The sequence below is a fragment of the Pseudonocardia aurantiaca genome, assembly GCF_039526725.1.
GTDB lineage: Bacteria > Actinomycetota > Actinomycetes > Mycobacteriales > Pseudonocardiaceae > Pseudonocardia > Pseudonocardia aurantiaca.
The window spans coordinates 230,756-247,086 of record NZ_BAAAJG010000026.1; the positions used below are offsets into that span (position 1 = coordinate 230,756).

The window sequence follows — 16,331 nt, forward strand, 5'->3', positions numbered from 1 at the left end:
GGGTGACTGTGTGCCACGATGGGGTGATATCGCAGCCGCGGAATCGCACCCGGATATTGCGAATGTCGCCAATCTCGGCGTTCCGCACTCCGGGGATCAATACGTCATGCGGTGCGAACCGCGATCGGACTGCCATGACAGGAAAGCCACGTTCATGTCGTCCGGCGCCCGGAATGTGCCTTTCCAGGCACACGGAGAGGTCGAGGGCTAGCACGCGGCGCGGCCGGCTAGCGCGGCGCCCAGTACCGCCATCGCGGCCAGCACCGCGATCAGCAGCGGGAGCGCGGCCGCCGGCGAGCCGAGCAGCGCCAGCAGGGCGCCGCCCGCGCCGATCATGAGCGCGGTGGTGAGCTGGTCCGCGATCTGCGCGGCCGAGGAGTTGAAGCCCACCTCGCTCCCGGCGGACTGCTTCAGCAGGAGGAACCCCACCGACGAGAACCCGAGCCCCATCCCGATCCCGGCGAGCACCCAGAACGGCAGCGCCAGCCACGGCAGCCCCCACGCGGGCGCGACCAGTAGCATCCCGACGGTTCCGACGGCGAGCGCGCCGAACCCGATGCGCAGCAGCACGCCGCGTGGCAGGTCGGGGTGGCGCCCCTGCCACGCCGACGCGGCCGACCATCCCAGCGACCCGGCGATCAGCGGGAACCCCGCCAGCGCGAGCGACCAGCCGTGCGTCCCGTGGAGCATCAGCGGCAGGTACGAGGCGACGGTGAAGAACACCCCGGCGAGCAGTCCGCGGGCGACCACGACGGTAGGGATGCCACGGGCGGCCCGGAACACCCCGCGCGGGAACAGCCGCACCAGTGCGGGAACGAGGATCACGACAGCCACCGCCGCCACGACGACGGCGACGGCATCGTTGCGCTGCGATGCCCAGCTCAGCGAGGCCACGCCCGCCGAGGCCCCGAGCGCGGCGGGCACGAGGCCCCGCCGACCGGGTGCGATCTCCCGGTGCGCGTCCGGCGGGGCCAACCGCCGCACGGCCGGCACGACGAGCGCCACCGCCACCAGCACGAAGGGCACCAGACCGAGGAACACCCAGTGCCAGGAGAGCGTCTCGGTGAGCACCCCGGCCACCGGCGGCCCGAGCAGCGACGGCAGCACCCAGGCCGAGGAGATGAGCCCGAACACGGCCGGGCGGGCGCGCTCGGCGTAGACCACGGCGACCAGGACGTACACGGCGACCGCCTGCGCACCCGAGCCGAGGCCCTGCAGCGCCCGCCCCACGAGCAGTTGCGGCATGCTCACCGCCGTGCCGGCGACGACCAGGCCGACCCCGAACAGCAGCGGTGCGAGTACGAGCGCGGCGCGCGGCCCGGCGCGGTCGCACCAGCGCCCGCCCAGCACCGTCCCGAAGACGGCAGCGGCCATGAACGCGACGAACGGCCACGCGTAGAGCGACACCGCGCCGAGGTCGGCGACCACAGCGGGCATGGCCGTGCCGACCCCCATCGACTCGAACCCGACGAGGCTGATCAACAGCAGTAACCCGATCGTCGTGCCCAGGCGGCCCGGTCCGAACAGCTCGGCTCGGACGGCTGTGGGTGCGGGCGCCGCGGTCACCGGAGGATCGTGCTACCTCACCTGGGGTTCAGGTCAACTCGGTTCGAAGGGAACGGGATGGACCGGATCAGGGCGACCCACACCGGCAGCCTGCCGCGGCCGCCCGCGCTGCTCGCCGCCATCGCCGAGTGCGACCGTGCGGGCGTACCCGCGGACTCCGCCGCGCATGGGAACCTGTCCCGGTGAGCACCAGCACCGCCCTGCCGACAGACTCCCCCGAGGCGACCGCCGTGCGGGAGGCGGCCCTCCGCGCCGCCGTTGCCGCCCCGGGTGTGCGCGCGGCGGGGGGCCCGGCGATCGACGCCGCACTCCGCACCGCGGCCGGCTTCATCCGCGAGCGCGCCGAGGAGCTGCTCGCCGCCAACGCCGTCGACGTCGATGCGGCCGAGCGGAACGGAATGGCGCCCGGGCTGCTCGACCGGCTCCGGCTCGGTGCCGAGCGGCTCGCCGACATCGCGCACCAGCTCGAGGTGCTCGCCGAGACTCCGGAGCCGCCGCTGCAGCGCGAGGTCCGAACGCTCCCGACCGGGGAGCGGGTGTTCGAGCGCCGGGTGCCGGTCGGCGTGATCGGCGCGGTGTTCGAGGCCCGCCCGAACGTCACCGTCGACGTCGCATCGCAGGTGCTCAAGGCCCGTTCGGCGGCAGTGCTGCGCACCGGCTCCGCCGCCCTGGGCTCGGCCCGCGCGCTCGTCGATCTCGTGCTCGCACCCGCGCTGGAGAAGCACGGGGTGCCCGCCGCCGCCGTCCAGCTCGTGCCGACGCCGGGGCACGCGGGCGCCGAGGCGTTGGTAGGGCTGCCAGGCCTCGTGCCGCTCGTCGTCGTGCGGGGGAGTGGCGAGGTCACCAGGAAGCTGTCGGCGCTCGGCGCGGCCGCCGGCACGCGGGTGCTCGCCCACGCCGACGGCGGCGGGGTGCTCTACCTCGACGCCAGCGCCGCCGACGCCGATGTGACGCGCCTGGTCACCGAGGGCACCGACCGGCTCGGCGTGTGCAACCGGCTGAACCTGCTGCTGATCGACCGGCCCGCCTACGACCGGCTGTGGCCGCTCGCCGAGCGAGCGCTGCGCGAGCGCGGCATCGAGCCGTCCCTCCCGCCGCACGCCCACCCGCTCGGCCACGAGTGGGCACTCGACTCGGGTTCGGAGGCCCACGTCACGGTCGCCGCCGTCGACGGCCCGGTGGACGCGGCCCAGACCGCCGCCCGGGAGACCTCCGGCCTCGCGGCCACCGTCTGCGCCACGGACGAGGCCGCCGCCACCGCGTTCGTCGACGCCTACACCGGTACCGGGGTGTTCTGGAACGCCACCACGCGGCTGCTCGACGGCTACAAGCTCCTCGGCCTGCCCGAGACCGGCATCAACGTCGACCACACGCCGGGCCCGCGCGGGCCCGTGACCTACCTGGACCTGTCGCTGCGCCAGTTCGTGGTGCTGCCACCCGCCTGACACGGCGTCAACAGGCGGATAACCGCATTCCGGTCGAATGCGCGGTCTGCGAAGCTGACCAGATGGCGACGACGGTGGGGACACAGCCGACCTGGTACCTGTTCCGCAGCTCCGGTGAGGCGCGCCCGCTCGCGTCGATGCGGACGAACGTGGTCACCACCGTGCTGGCGGTGTGGTTCACCCTCGGGCTGTTCCTCGACGCGTACGCGCACTCGACGTTCCCGCAGCTCGAGACGTTCTTCACCCCTTGGCACGCCGTGTTCTACAGCGGGTTCGCGGCCACCGCCGCGTGGGTGCTCTGGACGGTGTGGGGCCACGTCCAGCAGGGCCGCCGCGGCATCGCCGCCGTGCCTGTCGGCTACGGGATGACGATGGTCGCGCTGCCGGTGTTCGCGGTGTCGGGTGGCATCGACCTCGTGTGGCACGAGGTGATCGGCATCGAGACCACCACCGACATCTTCTTCAGCCCGAGCCACCTCGGCCTGATCGGCTCGATGATCGTCATCCTGACGAGCCCGCTGCGCGCTGCCTGGGGCGATCCGGACCTCGCCCGCCCGTCGCTGCGCGCGCTGCTGCCCGGCGTCGTGACGCTCGCGTTCGCCGCGAGCCTCGTGCTGCTCTTCCTGAGTTACGGCAACGCGCTGTACTTCGGCCCCCGCGGCATCGTCGAGTTCTTCTCCACTGTGGACGACGGGCGCGCGGACATGCTGGCGAGCCACATCGTGCTCACCAACGTCGTCCTGCTCGCGCCGCTGCTGCTGCTCGCGCGGCGCTGGCACCTGCCGCTGGGCGCGGCGACGATCTGCTTCTCCGCGTCCGCGCTGATCTCGGCCACGATCACCGGGTTCGAGCAGCTCACCATCCCACTGACGATCGTGGCTGCCGGGGTGGTCGTCGACCTGCTCGCCCGCTGGCTGCGGCCCACGGCGCAGCGCCGGAACGCGTTCTGGGGCTTCGGCGCGGCCGCGGGGTTCGCCATCTGGGCGCTGTACGTCGGGGTCGCGTCGGCCACCCAGGGAACGCTGCCCGCGGTCGCCGAGTTCTGGACGGGCATGCCGATCATCACGGCCCTCCTCGGGTGGCTCCTGGCTGCACTGATGCTCCCGACCCCGCTGCCGGTCAGCAGCCCCGTCGCTTCCGAGCGGGAGACCTCCTCCGCCGGCTAGCGGCGCCGGCGCACCGGGCAAAGCCCTGCATCCACCCACATACGCACCGGAGTCGCGGCGGTGGGCACTAGATTCGGCCTCGTGCCTGTCGCTGAAGCGCCTGCCATCGAGCTACACCGCGCCACGCTCGCCAACGGGATGCGGGTATTGATCGTCCCCGATCCCTCGACCCCGGTCGTCGGCGTCGCCGTGCACGTGGACGTCGGGTTCCGCTCGGAGCCTGAGGGCCGCACCGGCTTCGCCCACCTGTTCGAGCACCTCATGTTCCAGGGCAGCGAGAGCCTGGAGAAGCTCGCGCACTTCCGGCATGTGCAGGGCTCGGGCGGGGTGTTCAACGGCTCCACCCACCAGGACTACACCGACTACTTCCAGGTGCTCCCGGCCGCCGCGCTCGAGCGCGCGCTGTTCCTCGAGGCCGATCGGCTGCGCGCGCCGAAGCTGACCGTCGAGAACCTGCGCAACCAGGTGGACGTGGTCAAGGAGGAGATCCGGCTCAACGTCCTGAACCGGCCCTACGGCGGGTTCCCCTGGATCCTGCTTCCGCCCGTCCTCTACGACACCTTCCCCAACGCGCACAACGGCTACGGCGACTTCTCCGAGCTGGAGCAGGCCTCGCTTGGCGACGCCGCCGCGTTCTTCGACACCTACTATTCGCCGGCCAACGCCCAGATCACGGTGGCCGGTTACCTCGACGTCGACGACACGCTGCGCCTGGTGGAGAAGCACTTCGGTGACATCCCCGCCCGGCCGGCGCCCGCGCGGCCGTCGTTCGGGGAGCCGCTGCCGACGGGCGAGCGCCGCCGGTCGGTGCCGGACGCGCACGCCCCGCTGCCCGCGCTCGCGGTCGGCTACCGGCTGCCCGACCCCGCCACCGACCTGGACGGCTACCTCGGCCACGCGCTGCTCGGCTCGGTGCTCGGGGACGGCGAGGCCGCGCGGCTGCAGCGGCGGCTCGTCCACACCGACGGGCTCGTCACGGACATCTCGGCGAACGCCGGTCTGATGGGCCCGCTCGACGCCCGCGACCCTGACACGTTCACGATCACCGCGGTGTACCCGACTGCAGTCGACCCGGACCGCGTGCTGACCGCCGTAGACGAGGAGCTGGACAAGCTCGCGTCCGACGGCCCGAGCCCCGACGAGCTAGCCCGGCAGGTGGCGCGCTGGTCGGCAGGACTGCACCAGGAGAACGACCGCGTGATGTACCGGATGCTCGGGCTCGGGGTCCGCGAGCTCCTGTATGGGCGTGCGGAGATCAGCACCGAACTGCCGGCCAGGCTCGCGTCCGTCACCCCCGAGCAGGTGCGGGCGGCCGCCGCCGCGCTGCGCTCGTCGGGTCGCGGTGTGCTGCTGGTCGAGCCGAAGACGCAGGAGGCGGCGTGACCGCGACAACGAACGCCGTGACCCACCGCAGCGCCGAGGAGATCGGCCGGACCGCCGCGGGACCCCGGACGCTGCCGCCGCTCGGGCCCACCCGGGCCGTGCCGCTGCCGGACGTGGAGGAGCAGACGCTCCCCAGCGGCCTGCGCGTGCTCGTCGCCCACCGGCCCGGTGTGCCGATGGTCGAGCTGCGCCTGCGCGTGCCGTTCGCCGCCCCCGACGACGCCGGGACCGCGGAGCACCCGGCCGTCGCGGAGCTGCTGTCGTCCACGCTGCTCACCGGCACCGAGTCGCGCGATCGCGTCGGCATCGACGACGAGCTGGCGGCCGTCGGCGCCGACCTCGGCGTGAGCGTCGATCCCGAGCGGCTGCAGGTCAGCGGCTCCGGGCTGTCGGCGGGCCTGCCCGACCTGCTCTCGGTGCTCGCCGACGTGCTCACCAGCGCCACGCACCCTGACGGCGAGGTGGCCCGTGAGCGGGAGCGGCTCGTCGAGCGCATCAGCGTGGCCCGCGCGCAACCGCGCACGATCGCGCGGGAGGCGCTGCAGCGCAGGCGCTTCGGCGACCACCCGATCACCCGCGAGATGCCGACGGGTGAGGAGGTCGCCGCCGTTGCCCCGGAGCAGGTCCGGGCCCTCCAGGCGGCGGCGCTGGTGCCCGGCGGCTCGATCCTGACGCTCGTCGGCGACATCGACCCGGGAGCCACTCTCGCGCAGGTGGAGAAGGCTCTCGCAGGTTGGGTGTCGGACACCCTCGCACGTGAGCTTTCGCCGCCCCCGCCGATCACGCCCGGCGACCTGCAGCTGGTCCATCGGCCGGGCTCGGTGCAGTCGCAGCTGCGCCTGTCGGCGCCCGCCCTGCGCCGGGACGACCCGCGGTATGCCCCGCTGCAGCTCGCCAACCTCGTCTTCGGCGGGTACTTCTCCTCGCGCTGGATGGAGAACGTCCGCGAGGACAAGGGCTACACCTACGGCGCCCACTCCGGCGTCGAGTTCGTCCCGGCCGGGGCGGTGCTCGGCGTCGAGACCGACGTGGCGAGCGACGTCACGGCCGCCGCGCTGCTCGAGACTCGCTACGAGCTGGGCAGGCTCGGCGCTGTGCCGCCGACCGCCGCCGAGGTCGACGCGGCGCGCGCGTACGCCGTCGGGTCGCTGCTGATCTCGCTCGACAACCAGGGCGGACTCGCGTCCACGGTCGCGGCGCTCGCCGCCGACGGGCTCGGCGTCGAATGGCTGCGGGAGCACCCGGCGCGGCTGGAGGCCGTCACGGTCGAGCAGGTGGCCGAGGCGGCGCTGGAGTTCTTCGCGCCCAGCGCGTTCACGGGCGTGCTCGTGGGCGATGCCGACGTGATCGGTGCCGGGGTGCGCGCGCTGGGCGGGGTCACGGGTCCGTGAGCTCGCCCGTAGGTTTTACCCTGAGCGCCCCGCCGGTTCTCTCGCGTTCTGTGGTGATGCGCGACGAGCCGATCCGCACCGACCGGGAGCGCCAGCTCGCCGGCTGGCCGAAGGCCCGGCTCGTGGTGCTCGATGAGGGCGGGCGCACGCCCGTCGAGTGGGGCGACGTCCGTGGCCCCCGCGACCGCTGGGACATGATCGACGGTTCCGGGGCGCGCCTGCTCACGAGGCCGACCACCGGAGACGCCCCGCCGGATGACGCCGTGCTGCTCGGTGAGCACGACGGCATCGCGTACTGGGCGATCCGGGGGCAGGTCGACCTCGTGGCCGGTGAGGACCCGACCGACTGGGCCGACCTGCGCACCGTCGGCGCCGCGCTCGACGCTCTCGGCGCGGGCCTGCTCACCGGCGCCGTGGCGGTGCTGAACTGGCACGCCGCGGCGCAGTTCTGCACGCGCGACGGCTCGCCGATGCATCCGCGCAACGCCGGGTGGCACCGCGTCTGCGAGGCAGGAGGCCACGAGGAGTACCCCCGCACCGACCCCGCCGTGATCTGCCTGGTGCACGACGGCGCCGACCGCGTGCTGCTCGCCCGCCAGCCCGTGTGGCCGGAGGGCCGGTTCTCCGTGCTCGCCGGCTTCGTGGAGGCGGGGGAGTCGCTGGAGGCGTGCGTGCTGCGCGAGATCCACGAAGAGGTCGGCGCGGTCGTGCGGGACGTCCACTACCTGGGGAGCCAGGCCTGGCCCTTCCCGCGCTCGCTGATGATCGGCTTCCATGCGCAGGCCGACCCCGACGTCCCGCTGCGCCCCGCCGACGGCGAGATCGCCGAGGCGATGTGGGTGACGAGGGCGGAGCTGCGGGAGGCGCTGGCCGACGGCGACTGGAGCGGGGACAGGGGCGCACGGCGCCTGCTGCTCCCCGGCCGGGTCTCTATCGCGAGGTCGATGCTGGAGAGCTGGGCAGCGCAAGACTGAGCCGTCGCCGGCCGGGTCAGGCGGCCAGGTCGGCGACCTTCTCCGCCACCACGGCGAAGGGCGGGTTGGTCAAAGCCGTGCCGTCGGCGAACAGGACCGTCGGCACCGTCTGGTTGCCGCCGTTGACGCCCTCGACGAAGGCGGCCGCCTCGGGGTCGCGCTCGATGTCGATCTCGGTGTACGCGATGCCGGCGTGGTCCATCTGCAGCTTCAGCCGGCGGCAGTAGCCGCACCACGTGGTCGAGTACATCGTCACCTGAGACATGGCGTGTTCAACAATCGAGGGTGCGCGGTTCTTCCCCGGAGGGCTCCGGCCGAGCGCGCGCCGCGCAGTAGGCCAGAGCCTTTCAGCGCCCTCCTAGGTGCGAGTATGGGTCGGTGCGTGTGCCGGTGCTCGATCCTGTCCCCGACCGATCGACCCCGGACGGCGGATGGGGCCTCGACGAGGAGCAGCTCGCCGCCGTCACCGCTCCGCGCGGTCCGGTCTGCGTCCTCGCCGGGGCGGGCACGGGCAAGACCCGCACGATCACCCGCCGCATCGCCCACCTCGTGAGCACGGGCCACGTCGCTCCGGGTCAGGTCCTCGCCGTCACGTTCACGGCGCGCGCTGCGGGTGAGATGCGCACGCGGCTGCGCGCGCTCGGCGTGGCCGGGGTGCAGGCGCGCACCTTCCACGCGGCGGCGCTGCGCCAGCTGCGCTACTTCTGGCCCCGGGTGGTCGGCGGCGACCAGTGGCAGCTCCTCGACGGCAAGCTCCGCATCGTCGGGCAGGCGGCGGCCCGGGCGAAGGCGGGCACCGACGCCGCGTCGCTACGCGACCTCGCCGGTGAGATCGAGTGGGCGAAGGCCAGTCTCGTCACCCCCGACGACTACGCCGCCGCCGTCGCGAAGCTGCGCCGCGACACGCCCGGCCCCGCCGAGCAGGTCGCTGCCGTGTACGCGGGCTACGAGGCGCTCAAGAACCGCGCCGAGCTGCTCGACTTCGACGACCTCCTGCTGCACACGGCCGCCGCGCTGGAGGAGCACGGCGCCGTCGCCGACGAGTTCCGCGACCGCTACCGCTGCTTCGTCGTCGACGAGTACCAGGACGTCACGGCGCTGCAGCACCGCGTGCTCGACGCGTGGCTGGGTGCGCGCGACGACCTGACGGTGGTCGGCGACGCCAACCAGACGATCTACACCTTCGCCGGTGCCACCCCGCGCCATCTGCTGGAGTTCCCTCGACGTTTCCCAGAGGCCGTCGTCGTGCGGCTGCAGCGTGACTACCGCTCGACGCCGCAGGTGGTCGCCGCCGCGAACACGCTGATCGGCGCGGCCCGCGGGCGGGTCGCCGGATCCCGGCTGCGGCTGGTCGGGCAGCTCCCGCCGGGCCCCGAACCCGACTTCGCCGAACACGACGACGAACCGGCCGAGGCGACCGCCGTCGCGAAGCAGATCAAGCGGCTCGTCGCCGACGGCACCCCGGCGAGTGAGATCGCCGTGCTGTTCCGGATCAACGCCCAGTCCGAGGTCTACGAGCAGGCGCTCACGGACGCCGGAGTGCCCTACCAGGTGCGCGGCGGCGAGCGCTTCTTCTCCCGCCCCGAGGTGCGCCGCGCGATGACGGCGATCCGGATGGCGGGCTCGGGTGCGGTCGACGCGCCGCTCGTCGACATCGTGCGGGCGGTGCTCGCGCCCGTCGGGCTGACGGCCGAGCCGCCCGGTGGTTCGGCCCAGCGTGCGCAGTGGGAGTCGCTGCTCGCGATCGTCGAGCTGGCCGAGGAGCTCGTCACTGTGGAGCCGGAGGCGGACCTCCGGCGCTTCTCCACGGAGCTGGAGACCCGCGCGGACGCGGCGCACCCACCGACCGTGCAGGGCGTCACGCTCGCCTCGCTGCACGCGGCGAAGGGCCTGGAGTGGGACGTGGTGTTCCTGGTGGGGTTGGTGGACGGCACGCTCCCGATCCAGCACGCAGACGGCGACGAGGCTGCGATCGAGGAGGAGCGGCGGCTGCTCTACGTCGGCATCACCCGGGCGCGGCGGCGGCTCTCGCTGTCGTGGGCGCTGTCCCGGCAGCCGGGCGGCCCCCGCCGCCGGCGGCGGAGCAGGTTCCTCTACGGCCTCATCCCGGAGGAACACCCGGCTTCGCGTGTGGCGAGCGGGTCGGGGCGCGGCGGTGCGAAGCCGCGCTGCCGGGTGTGCGGATCGCCCCTGATCGGCACGGACGCGCTCAAACTGCAGCGATGCTCCGACTGCCCGTCCGATGTGGACGTCGAGCTGCTCGACCGGCTCCGCGGGTGGCGCAGCGAGGTGGCCCGGGAGCAGCAGGTCCCGGCCTACGTGATCTTCACCGACGCCACCCTCACGGCGATCGCCGAGCAGCGCCCGGCCGACAGCGCCGCGCTGGTGCGCATCCCCGGTATCGGAGCCCGCAAGCTCGACCGGTACGGCCCGGGCGTCCTGGCGCTCGTGGCGGACTCCGGTAGTTGATCTGAGAAGCTTCCGTAAATCAGTTGTGCGGTTCGTCCGCATGTCTCTAAGTTGGACTCCGACGGACTTCACCAGCCCGTTCTCAACCACGACCAACCCGCGAAGGGGGTGTCCACAGTGGTCACGATGACGAACATCTCGCGGCTCCAGGGCACCCGCATGAGCGAGCCCGTGGCGACCGTCCGGTACGAGCGCGCGTGGAAGCAGCGCCCCGGTGTCGTGGCCCTTGGAGCCTTCCCGATCGATAACAGCACAGGTGTGTCCGCAGTGAGGTGTCGCCATCTTCAGTAGGCGACGAGCGACTGGCCCCAAGACCAAGGCCGCGGACCCCAAACGGGTTCCGCGGCCTTTTTTGTTTGTCCTGCCTGACCACATCACTCAGGAGGTTGAAGTGTTAGTCCGATCAGTTCCGTTGGACGGCGGAACGATCAGCCCTGAGCAGCTCGGTGGCGACTCCGCCGCCGGGCTGGGGTCTCTGCTCGGTGCGGCACCCCGCGCCGGGCTCGACCTGCCGTGCCGCTCCGGCGACGCGGACCTCTGGTTCGCCGAGGCTCCTGCCGAGCTGGAGCGGGCCAAGGCGCTCTGCGGGGTGTGCCCGATCCAGGCCGAGTGCCTGGCCGGCGCGCTGCGCAGGGAGGAGCCATGGGGCGTCTGGGGCGGCGAGATCTTCGAACGCGGGGTAGTCATCCCGCGCAAGAGGCCTCGCGGCCGCCCGAGCAAGGCCGACCTGGCCCGCGACCGCGCGTTCGCCGCAGCCGCTTCCGCCTGATCGGCACGCTCCACCCGTAGGCCCTTCGAGGGCCAGACCAGCAGAGGAGACCGATTTCGATGATCGATGTCATGCCGCAGACCGAGCTCGAGCCGATGCGACCGATCGTCCGTGACGGAGAGGGAACGAAGATGTTGCTCCACGAAGCACTGGCCAGATCCCGACAGCAAGAGGCCATGGAGGCCGCTCGGCAGCACGCGCTCGCCCGCCAGTTCGTAGCGGGTCGGCGCTGGGCACTGCTTGCCGGGTACGCCGCCCGGCGTGCCGCTCGCGCACGTGATGTGGCAGGCGCGGCCGCGTTCGTCGCGGTGACAGCACCACGGTGAACCGCTCCTAGCGGCGCCGTCTGAGGGGCGCTGCACAACCGACGGCGCCCCGGGTCCCCCTCGTGAGGGGCCCGGGGCGCCGTCCGCGTATCAGGACCTAGAGATGCCGACCCGCCGACTCGTCCTCGGCGTCGAAGATCCACGGTTGCCAGTACCGCACGATCCCGCGCAGCGGGACGTCCGCGTCGAGCTGGCACAGCACCCCGAGCGTGCCCATCGTGACGCGGTGCACCAGCAGGTACTGCGGGGGCAGGTTCAGCTCCCGGCCGGTGCGGAAGTCGGGGCTGCGCAGGTCGCCGACGCGCTCGGCCTGGCGCTGCAGCCAGCGCCGGTCGAAGTGGAACGTGTCGGTGTGCAGCGGCTCGGCGAACGGCGCGAGGTAGGCCACCGCCTCCGCGGCGCCCAGCGGGGAGTCCGGCCGGACGAAGCCGTGGTCGCGCAGCAACGCGAGGAGCTCGGCGGGCTTGTCCTCGAGCGCCAGCCGGACCATCACCGACAACGGCCGGGGCAGCCCCTCGGGCAGGCGCGCCACGGCGCCGTAGTCGATGACCATGAGCCGGCCGTCGTCGAGCACCTGGAAGTTGCCGGGGTGCGGGTCGGCGTGCAGCAGCCCGACGCGCGCAGGCGCGGAGTAGTGGAACTCGGCGAGCAGGGCGGCCGCGCGGTCGCGCTCGGCCTGGTCACCGCCGCGGATGACGTCGGAGAGCCGGTTGCCGGTGACCCACTCCGTGACCATCGCCCGCGGCGCCGACGCCACCACCCGCGGCACCTTGATCTTGTCGTCGCCCTCGTACGCCGCGGCGAACGTGCGCTGGTGCGCTGCCTCGTCGCGGTAGTCGAGCTCCTCCTCCATGCGCTCGCGCAGCTCTGCGATCAGCGGCTTGATCTCCAGTCCCGGCACGAGGGGCTGCATGAGCCTGCTCATCCGGGAGAGCTGGCGCAGGTCCGACCGCAACGCCTCCTCGGCCCCGGGGTACTGGACCTTGACCGCCACGTCGCGGCCGTCGCGCCAGACGGCCCGGTGCACCTGGCCGATGCTCGCGGCCGCCGCGGGGGTCTCGTCGAACTCCCGGAAGCGTTCCCGCCAGCCTCGGCCGAACTGCTCGGACAGCATCCGGTGCACGTCCGCCGCCGGCATCGGCGGCGCTGCTGACTGTAGCTTCACCAGCGACTCACGGAAGGGCGCCGCGTACTCGTCGGGGATCGCGGCCTCGAACACGCTCAGGGCCTGGCCGAACTTCATGGCCCCGCCCTTGAGTTCGCCGAGCACGGCGAACAGCTGCTCGGCGCTCTTGGCCATGAGCTGGGCGGAGATCTCGTCGCCGTCACCTCCGACGAGTCGCTTGCCCCAGCCGGCCGCCGCGCGGCCCGCTACCCCGAGGGGGAGGCTGGCAAGCTTCGCGGTGCGGGCCGCCGTGCGCCGGGGGATGTCCGTCACGGGGCAACCAGCTCGGTCGGTTGGTGGGGTGGGCTCACGGGAGCGTTCACACATCGATTGTGTCCCGAGGGCGTGTCCCGGCGCATGTCACCACCCCGTGGCACGTCCCACCGCGCGGCCCGCCGCCCGGCACGAGCACTCCGCCCGGGGTCGCCACCTGCGGCGGACGAGTTCGCCCACCGCGGCGTCGAGCTCGAGGGTGGCCTCCAGGGTCGGGGGCGGGGGACCGCCCGTGGCCGTGGCGTCGAGTGCGGCGAGAGCCTGCGCGGTGGCCAGGCCCGCGGTCGCAGCGACGCACGCGGGATCCGCCCGGCCCCGTTGCCCTGCCAGCTGCGCCGACACGGCGAGCCACGACGGGTCGCGCGCCTGCCGGTGCAGCTCCAGGCAGCTGAGGCAGGCCGTGCGGCCCGGTAGGACGAGCGGCCCGACCACTCCGCTGCCGTCCCGCAGCCACGCGGCGAGGTGCGCTGTGCCGTTCTCGTGCAGCGTGACGATCTGCGCCGGCTCGGGCACGGAGTCGGCGAGCACGACGAGGTCGGGCACGGTGCCCTGCGGTGGCGGGCCGGTGACCGCCTGCGGGCGGAGCCTGCCCAGCGCGGCGACCGTCGCGGCGTGCCGGTCCTGGCCGAGGTCGGCATCGACCAGGCCGGTCCCCAGATCGCCGGCGAGCACCAGCCCTTCCGTCTCGACGTGCACCGTGCCCACCCCGGCCATGGCGAGGCCGAGCACGACCCCGACGGTGATGGGCCCGGCACCGCGGACGACCACACAGCTCCCCGAGCGAGCCCCGGCGCACCGCTCGGGCCCCGCGGCGTCGACGACCGCGCCTGCGGCGACCAGCTCGCGCAGCAGCACCTCCGCCTCGGCGGCGACCGCCCCGCGCCGCACGGCCCGGCCGACCAGCTCGGCCGTCGGCACCGGGCTGGTGAGCTCGTCGAGCATCTCGGCGAGGGCGGGCGGGAGGTCGTCGATGGCCACGGCCGCCGCCGGGTCGAGCCCGACCAGCCGGGACCGGGGCCCCAGCCGCAGCACGGAGCGGTGCGGCGGGAGGCGAAGCGCGGTAGGCAGCGCGGCTGGCGGTGAGGACACACCCTGATGGTGCGGCTTTCCCCTGGCGTGTGCGTGAAGTTGTCCACAGGTCACGTCTCGTGGGAGTTCCGCCCGTCCGGCGTTGAACGCATACGCTGTGGCGATGGCGCACCCCGCTGTCGTGGAGGTCCGGCGGAGCGACCGCCGCCGACGCATGGTCAGTGCGAGGCGCGAGGGCGACACCGTCATCGTCTTCATCCCCGGCTGGATGAGCGACGCCGAGGAGCGCCGCTGGGTGGACGAGATGGTGCGCAGGCTGGAACGCAGCGAGGCCAGGCGCCGATCTCCGGCGCGCAAGGGCGACGCCGCGCTTCGCCGCCGCAGCGTGGAGCTCTCCCGCCGCTACCTCGAGGGCCGGGCCGAGCCGAGCACGGTGCGCTGGGTGCCGCCGATGCGCACGCGCTGGGCGTCCTGCACGCCGGTGGACGGCACGATCCGCATCAGCGAGCGGCTGCGTGACGTGCCCGGCTGGGTGGTCGACTACGTGCTGGTGCACGAGCTCGCGCACCTGCTGGAGCCAGGCCACGACGAGCCCTTCTGGGCGTGGGTGCACCGCTACCCGCGCACCGAGCGCGCGATGGGCTACCTCGAAGGCCTCTCCGCCGCCGCGGGCCTCGGTATGCAGGGCATCGACGGGGAGGACGGGCCGGCCCAGCCGGACGAACCCGGCGAGCCGGTCGCCGAGTCCGGCTGAGTCCCCCGCTCAGTCCCGCTCAGTCCCGATCAGGCCTTTGCGGGACCCTCGTCGCCGCCTGCGTCCTTCTCGTCTTCGCCCTCGCCCTTCGGGGCGGGCCGGTTGGCCAGCTTCTCCAGCTCGGCGATCGGGTCGCCGAGCTCGTCGCGGGCGACGAACGCGGCGGGGTCGTCGAGGTCGTCGGCCGACGGGATGAGGTCGGGGTGCGCCCACAGCGCATCGCGCCCTGCGGCGCCGCGCTGCTCACCGAGCAGCCGCCACAACTCGGCCGCCGCACGCAGCCGCCGGGGCCGCAGCTCGAGCCCGACGATCGTCGCGAACGTCTGCTCGGCCGGACCGCCGGAGGCGCGCCTGCGGCGCAGCGTCTCGCGCAGGGCCTCGGCGCCGGGCAGGCGCTCGCCCACCGCCTCGGCGACGACGGCGTCCACCCAGCCCTCGATCAGCGCGAGCAGCGTCTCCAGCCGGGCGAGCGCCGCCTTCTGCTCCGGGGTGGTCTCCGGCTCGAACATGCCGGACTGCATGGCCTCTTCGATGGCCGCCGGGTTGGACGGGTCGATGCCGCGGGCCAGCTCCTCGATGCGCGAGGTGTCGACGCGGATGCCGCGCGCGTACTCCTCGACGGTGCCCAGCAGCCGCTCCCGCAGCCATGGGACGTGCACGTAGAGCCGGTGGTGGGCCGCCTCGCGGGCGGCCAGGTAGATCATGACCTCGCTGGCGGGGCGGTCGAGGTCCTTCGTGAACTTCTCGACGTTCTCCGGCAGCAGCGCGGCGACGCGGTCGGGGCCGACCGGCACGCCGATGTCCGTGGAGCTGACGACCTCGGCCGCGAGCTGGGCCAGCCCGTTGCCGAGCTGGCTGCCGAAGGCGAGCCCGCCCATCTGGCCGAGCATGGCGATCATCGGGCCGGCCGCGGCCCGGACCTCCTCGGGCATGGCCTCGACCCAGGCGCCCGACACGCGCTGGGCGACCGGGTCGCAGAGCCGCTTCCAGGTGGGCATGCTCGCGTCCACCCACTCGCTCGCGGACCACGCCTTGGTCTCCGTGGCGCCCGCGGGGAACTCGGTGGCCGCGTCGAGCCACAGCTCCGCGAGCTTCACGGCGTCGCTCACGGCGGCGCGCTGCGCACCGGTGAGCGAGGACGTGGTTGCCGCGAGCTGCTGGCGGGCGAGCTGGGCCGCGAGGTCGTAGTTGACGGGGCCGCTGCCGCTGCCCTGCGCCTGGCTGAGCATCTGGCCCAGCTGGGTGAGCATCTGCCCGAGCTGGTTGACGTCGAAGCCGCCCGGCCCGCCTGGCCCGCCAGGCATCCCCGGGAAGCCCGGCAGCCCGCCGGCCGGCATGCCCGGCAGGTTGCCGAAGCCGAAGGGGTCCCGCGGTCCGTCGCCGCGACCGGGCTCCCGGCCGCCCTCGTCGTCGGGGTCACGGTCGGCAGAGTTGAAGCCGAACGGGATATCGCTCATATGTCCCACGGTACGCGGACCGGGTTCGCTCAGGTGTTCGCGCTCGGCTGCAATCCGGGTGTCGCTGGGCGGTAATGCGAATGCGCAGGGGCGACGATCCGGCGTCGAACACGGCTTCTGCGGAGATGCCGACCGTAGCGGCCGCGACCCTACGACAACCTCAC

14 protein-coding genes are annotated in these 16,331 nt (G+C 73.5%); 9 read left to right on the forward strand and 5 right to left on the reverse strand.

Going from position 1 to position 16,331, the window contains the following annotated elements; genetic code table 11:
• Window positions 1-207: 207 nt before the first annotated feature.
• Entirely contained in the window at window positions 208-1,566 is a 1,359-nt protein-coding gene (locus ABD143_RS32170; protein ID WP_343985466.1) for an MFS transporter, read from the reverse strand.
• Window positions 1,567-1,623: 57 nt separating this feature from the next.
• Between ABD143_RS32170 and ABD143_RS32175 the strand changes: the two genes are divergently transcribed.
• The 6 genes from ABD143_RS32175 (at window position 1,624) to nudC (ending at window position 7,925) form a co-directional block, all read left to right on the forward strand.
• Window positions 1,624-1,752, forward strand: a complete 129-nt coding sequence (locus ABD143_RS32175) for a hypothetical protein (protein ID WP_343985468.1) — start codon at window positions 1,624-1,626, stop codon at window positions 1,750-1,752.
• Window positions 1,749-3,011, forward strand: a complete 1,263-nt coding sequence (locus ABD143_RS32180; RefSeq protein WP_343985470.1) for an aldehyde dehydrogenase family protein — start codon at window positions 1,749-1,751, stop codon at window positions 3,009-3,011. Before ABD143_RS32175 ends, ABD143_RS32180 begins: the two co-directional genes overlap by 4 nt.
• A gap of 62 nt (window positions 3,012-3,073) precedes the next feature.
• A complete protein-coding gene (locus tag ABD143_RS32185; RefSeq protein ID WP_343985472.1) occupies window positions 3,074-4,177 on the forward strand; it encodes a hypothetical protein in 1,104 nt (367 codons plus the stop codon).
• A 138-nt stretch (window positions 4,178-4,315) separates the two neighbouring features.
• A complete protein-coding gene (locus tag ABD143_RS32190) occupies window positions 4,316-5,560 on the forward strand; it encodes a M16 family metallopeptidase (protein ID WP_343985875.1) in 1,245 nt (414 codons plus the stop codon).
• Window positions 5,557-6,951: a M16 family metallopeptidase gene (locus tag ABD143_RS32195; protein WP_343985474.1), complete on the forward strand. Its 1,395-nt coding sequence runs from the start codon at window positions 5,557-5,559 to the stop codon at window positions 6,949-6,951. Before ABD143_RS32190 ends, ABD143_RS32195 begins: the two co-directional genes overlap by 4 nt.
• A 56-nt stretch (window positions 6,952-7,007) precedes the next feature.
• The gene (nudC, locus tag ABD143_RS32200; protein ID WP_343985877.1) at window positions 7,008-7,925 is read left to right on the forward strand and encodes an NAD(+) diphosphatase; all 918 of its coding nucleotides are present in this window, start codon (window positions 7,008-7,010) and stop codon (window positions 7,923-7,925) included.
• 16 nt (window positions 7,926-7,941) lie between these two features.
• Here the strand turns inward: nudC and ABD143_RS32205 are convergent, their stop codons facing one another.
• Entirely contained in the window at window positions 7,942-8,190 is a 249-nt protein-coding gene (locus ABD143_RS32205) for a mycoredoxin (RefSeq protein ID WP_343985476.1), read from the reverse strand.
• Window positions 8,191-8,303: 113 nt separating this feature from the next.
• Between ABD143_RS32205 and ABD143_RS32210 the strand changes: the two genes are divergently transcribed.
• Together ABD143_RS32210 and ABD143_RS32215 are read left to right on the forward strand one after the other, a co-directional pair.
• Window positions 8,304-10,394, forward strand: coding sequence for an ATP-dependent DNA helicase UvrD2 (locus ABD143_RS32210; RefSeq protein ID WP_425563753.1), 2,091 nt, complete (start codon window positions 8,304-8,306; stop codon window positions 10,392-10,394).
• A gap of 391 nt (window positions 10,395-10,785) precedes the next feature.
• Window positions 10,786-11,163 carry a WhiB family transcriptional regulator gene (locus ABD143_RS32215; RefSeq protein ID WP_379659966.1) on the forward strand — a complete coding sequence of 126 codons (378 nt, stop codon included), beginning with the start codon at window positions 10,786-10,788 and terminating at the stop codon, window positions 11,161-11,163.
• A gap of 423 nt (window positions 11,164-11,586) precedes the next feature.
• Here the strand turns inward: ABD143_RS32215 and ABD143_RS32220 are convergent, their stop codons facing one another.
• Both ABD143_RS32220 and ABD143_RS32225 read right to left on the reverse strand, forming a co-directional pair.
• Window positions 11,587-12,927, reverse strand: a complete 1,341-nt coding sequence (locus tag ABD143_RS32220; protein WP_343985478.1) for an ABC1 kinase family protein — start codon at window positions 12,925-12,927, stop codon at window positions 11,587-11,589.
• An 87-nt stretch (window positions 12,928-13,014) separates the two neighbouring features.
• Entirely contained in the window at window positions 13,015-14,016 is a 1,002-nt protein-coding gene (locus ABD143_RS32225) for a hypothetical protein (RefSeq protein ID WP_343985480.1), read from the reverse strand.
• Between the two features lie 103 nt (window positions 14,017-14,119).
• Between ABD143_RS32225 and ABD143_RS32230 the strand changes: the two genes are divergently transcribed.
• The gene (locus tag ABD143_RS32230) at window positions 14,120-14,710 is read left to right on the forward strand and encodes a M48 metallopeptidase family protein (RefSeq protein WP_343985482.1); all 591 of its coding nucleotides are present in this window, start codon (window positions 14,120-14,122) and stop codon (window positions 14,708-14,710) included.
• A 29-nt stretch (window positions 14,711-14,739) separates the two neighbouring features.
• On the opposite strand, the gene ABD143_RS32235 is transcribed toward ABD143_RS32230, so the two are convergent.
• A complete protein-coding gene (locus ABD143_RS32235) occupies window positions 14,740-16,167 on the reverse strand; it encodes a zinc-dependent metalloprotease (RefSeq protein WP_343985484.1) in 1,428 nt (475 codons plus the stop codon).
• Window positions 16,168-16,331: the final 164 nt, after the last annotated feature.

What these genes read in the sequence shown, in the direction of transcription:
- ABD143_RS32175 (WP_343985468.1), top strand. Translation starts at nt 1,624, where the DNA reads ATGGACCGGATCAGGGCGACCCACACCGGCAGCCTGCCGCGGCCGCCC.
- ABD143_RS32185 (WP_343985472.1), top strand. Translation starts at nt 3,074, where the DNA reads ATGGCGACGACGGTGGGGACACAGCCGACCTGGTACCTGTTCCGCAGC.
- ABD143_RS32190 (WP_343985875.1), top strand. Translation starts at nt 4,316, where the DNA reads ATGCGGGTATTGATCGTCCCCGATCCCTCGACCCCGGTCGTCGGCGTC.
- nudC (WP_343985877.1), top strand. Translation starts at nt 7,008, where the DNA reads ATGCGCGACGAGCCGATCCGCACCGACCGGGAGCGCCAGCTCGCCGGC.
- ABD143_RS32205 (WP_343985476.1), bottom strand. Translation starts at nt 8,190, where the DNA reads ATGTCTCAGGTGACGATGTACTCGACCACGTGGTGCGGCTACTGCCGC.
- ABD143_RS32230 (WP_343985482.1), top strand. Translation starts at nt 14,120, where the DNA reads ATGGCGCACCCCGCTGTCGTGGAGGTCCGGCGGAGCGACCGCCGCCGA.
- ABD143_RS32235 (WP_343985484.1), bottom strand. Translation starts at nt 16,167, where the DNA reads ATGAGCGATATCCCGTTCGGCTTCAACTCTGCCGACCGTGACCCCGAC.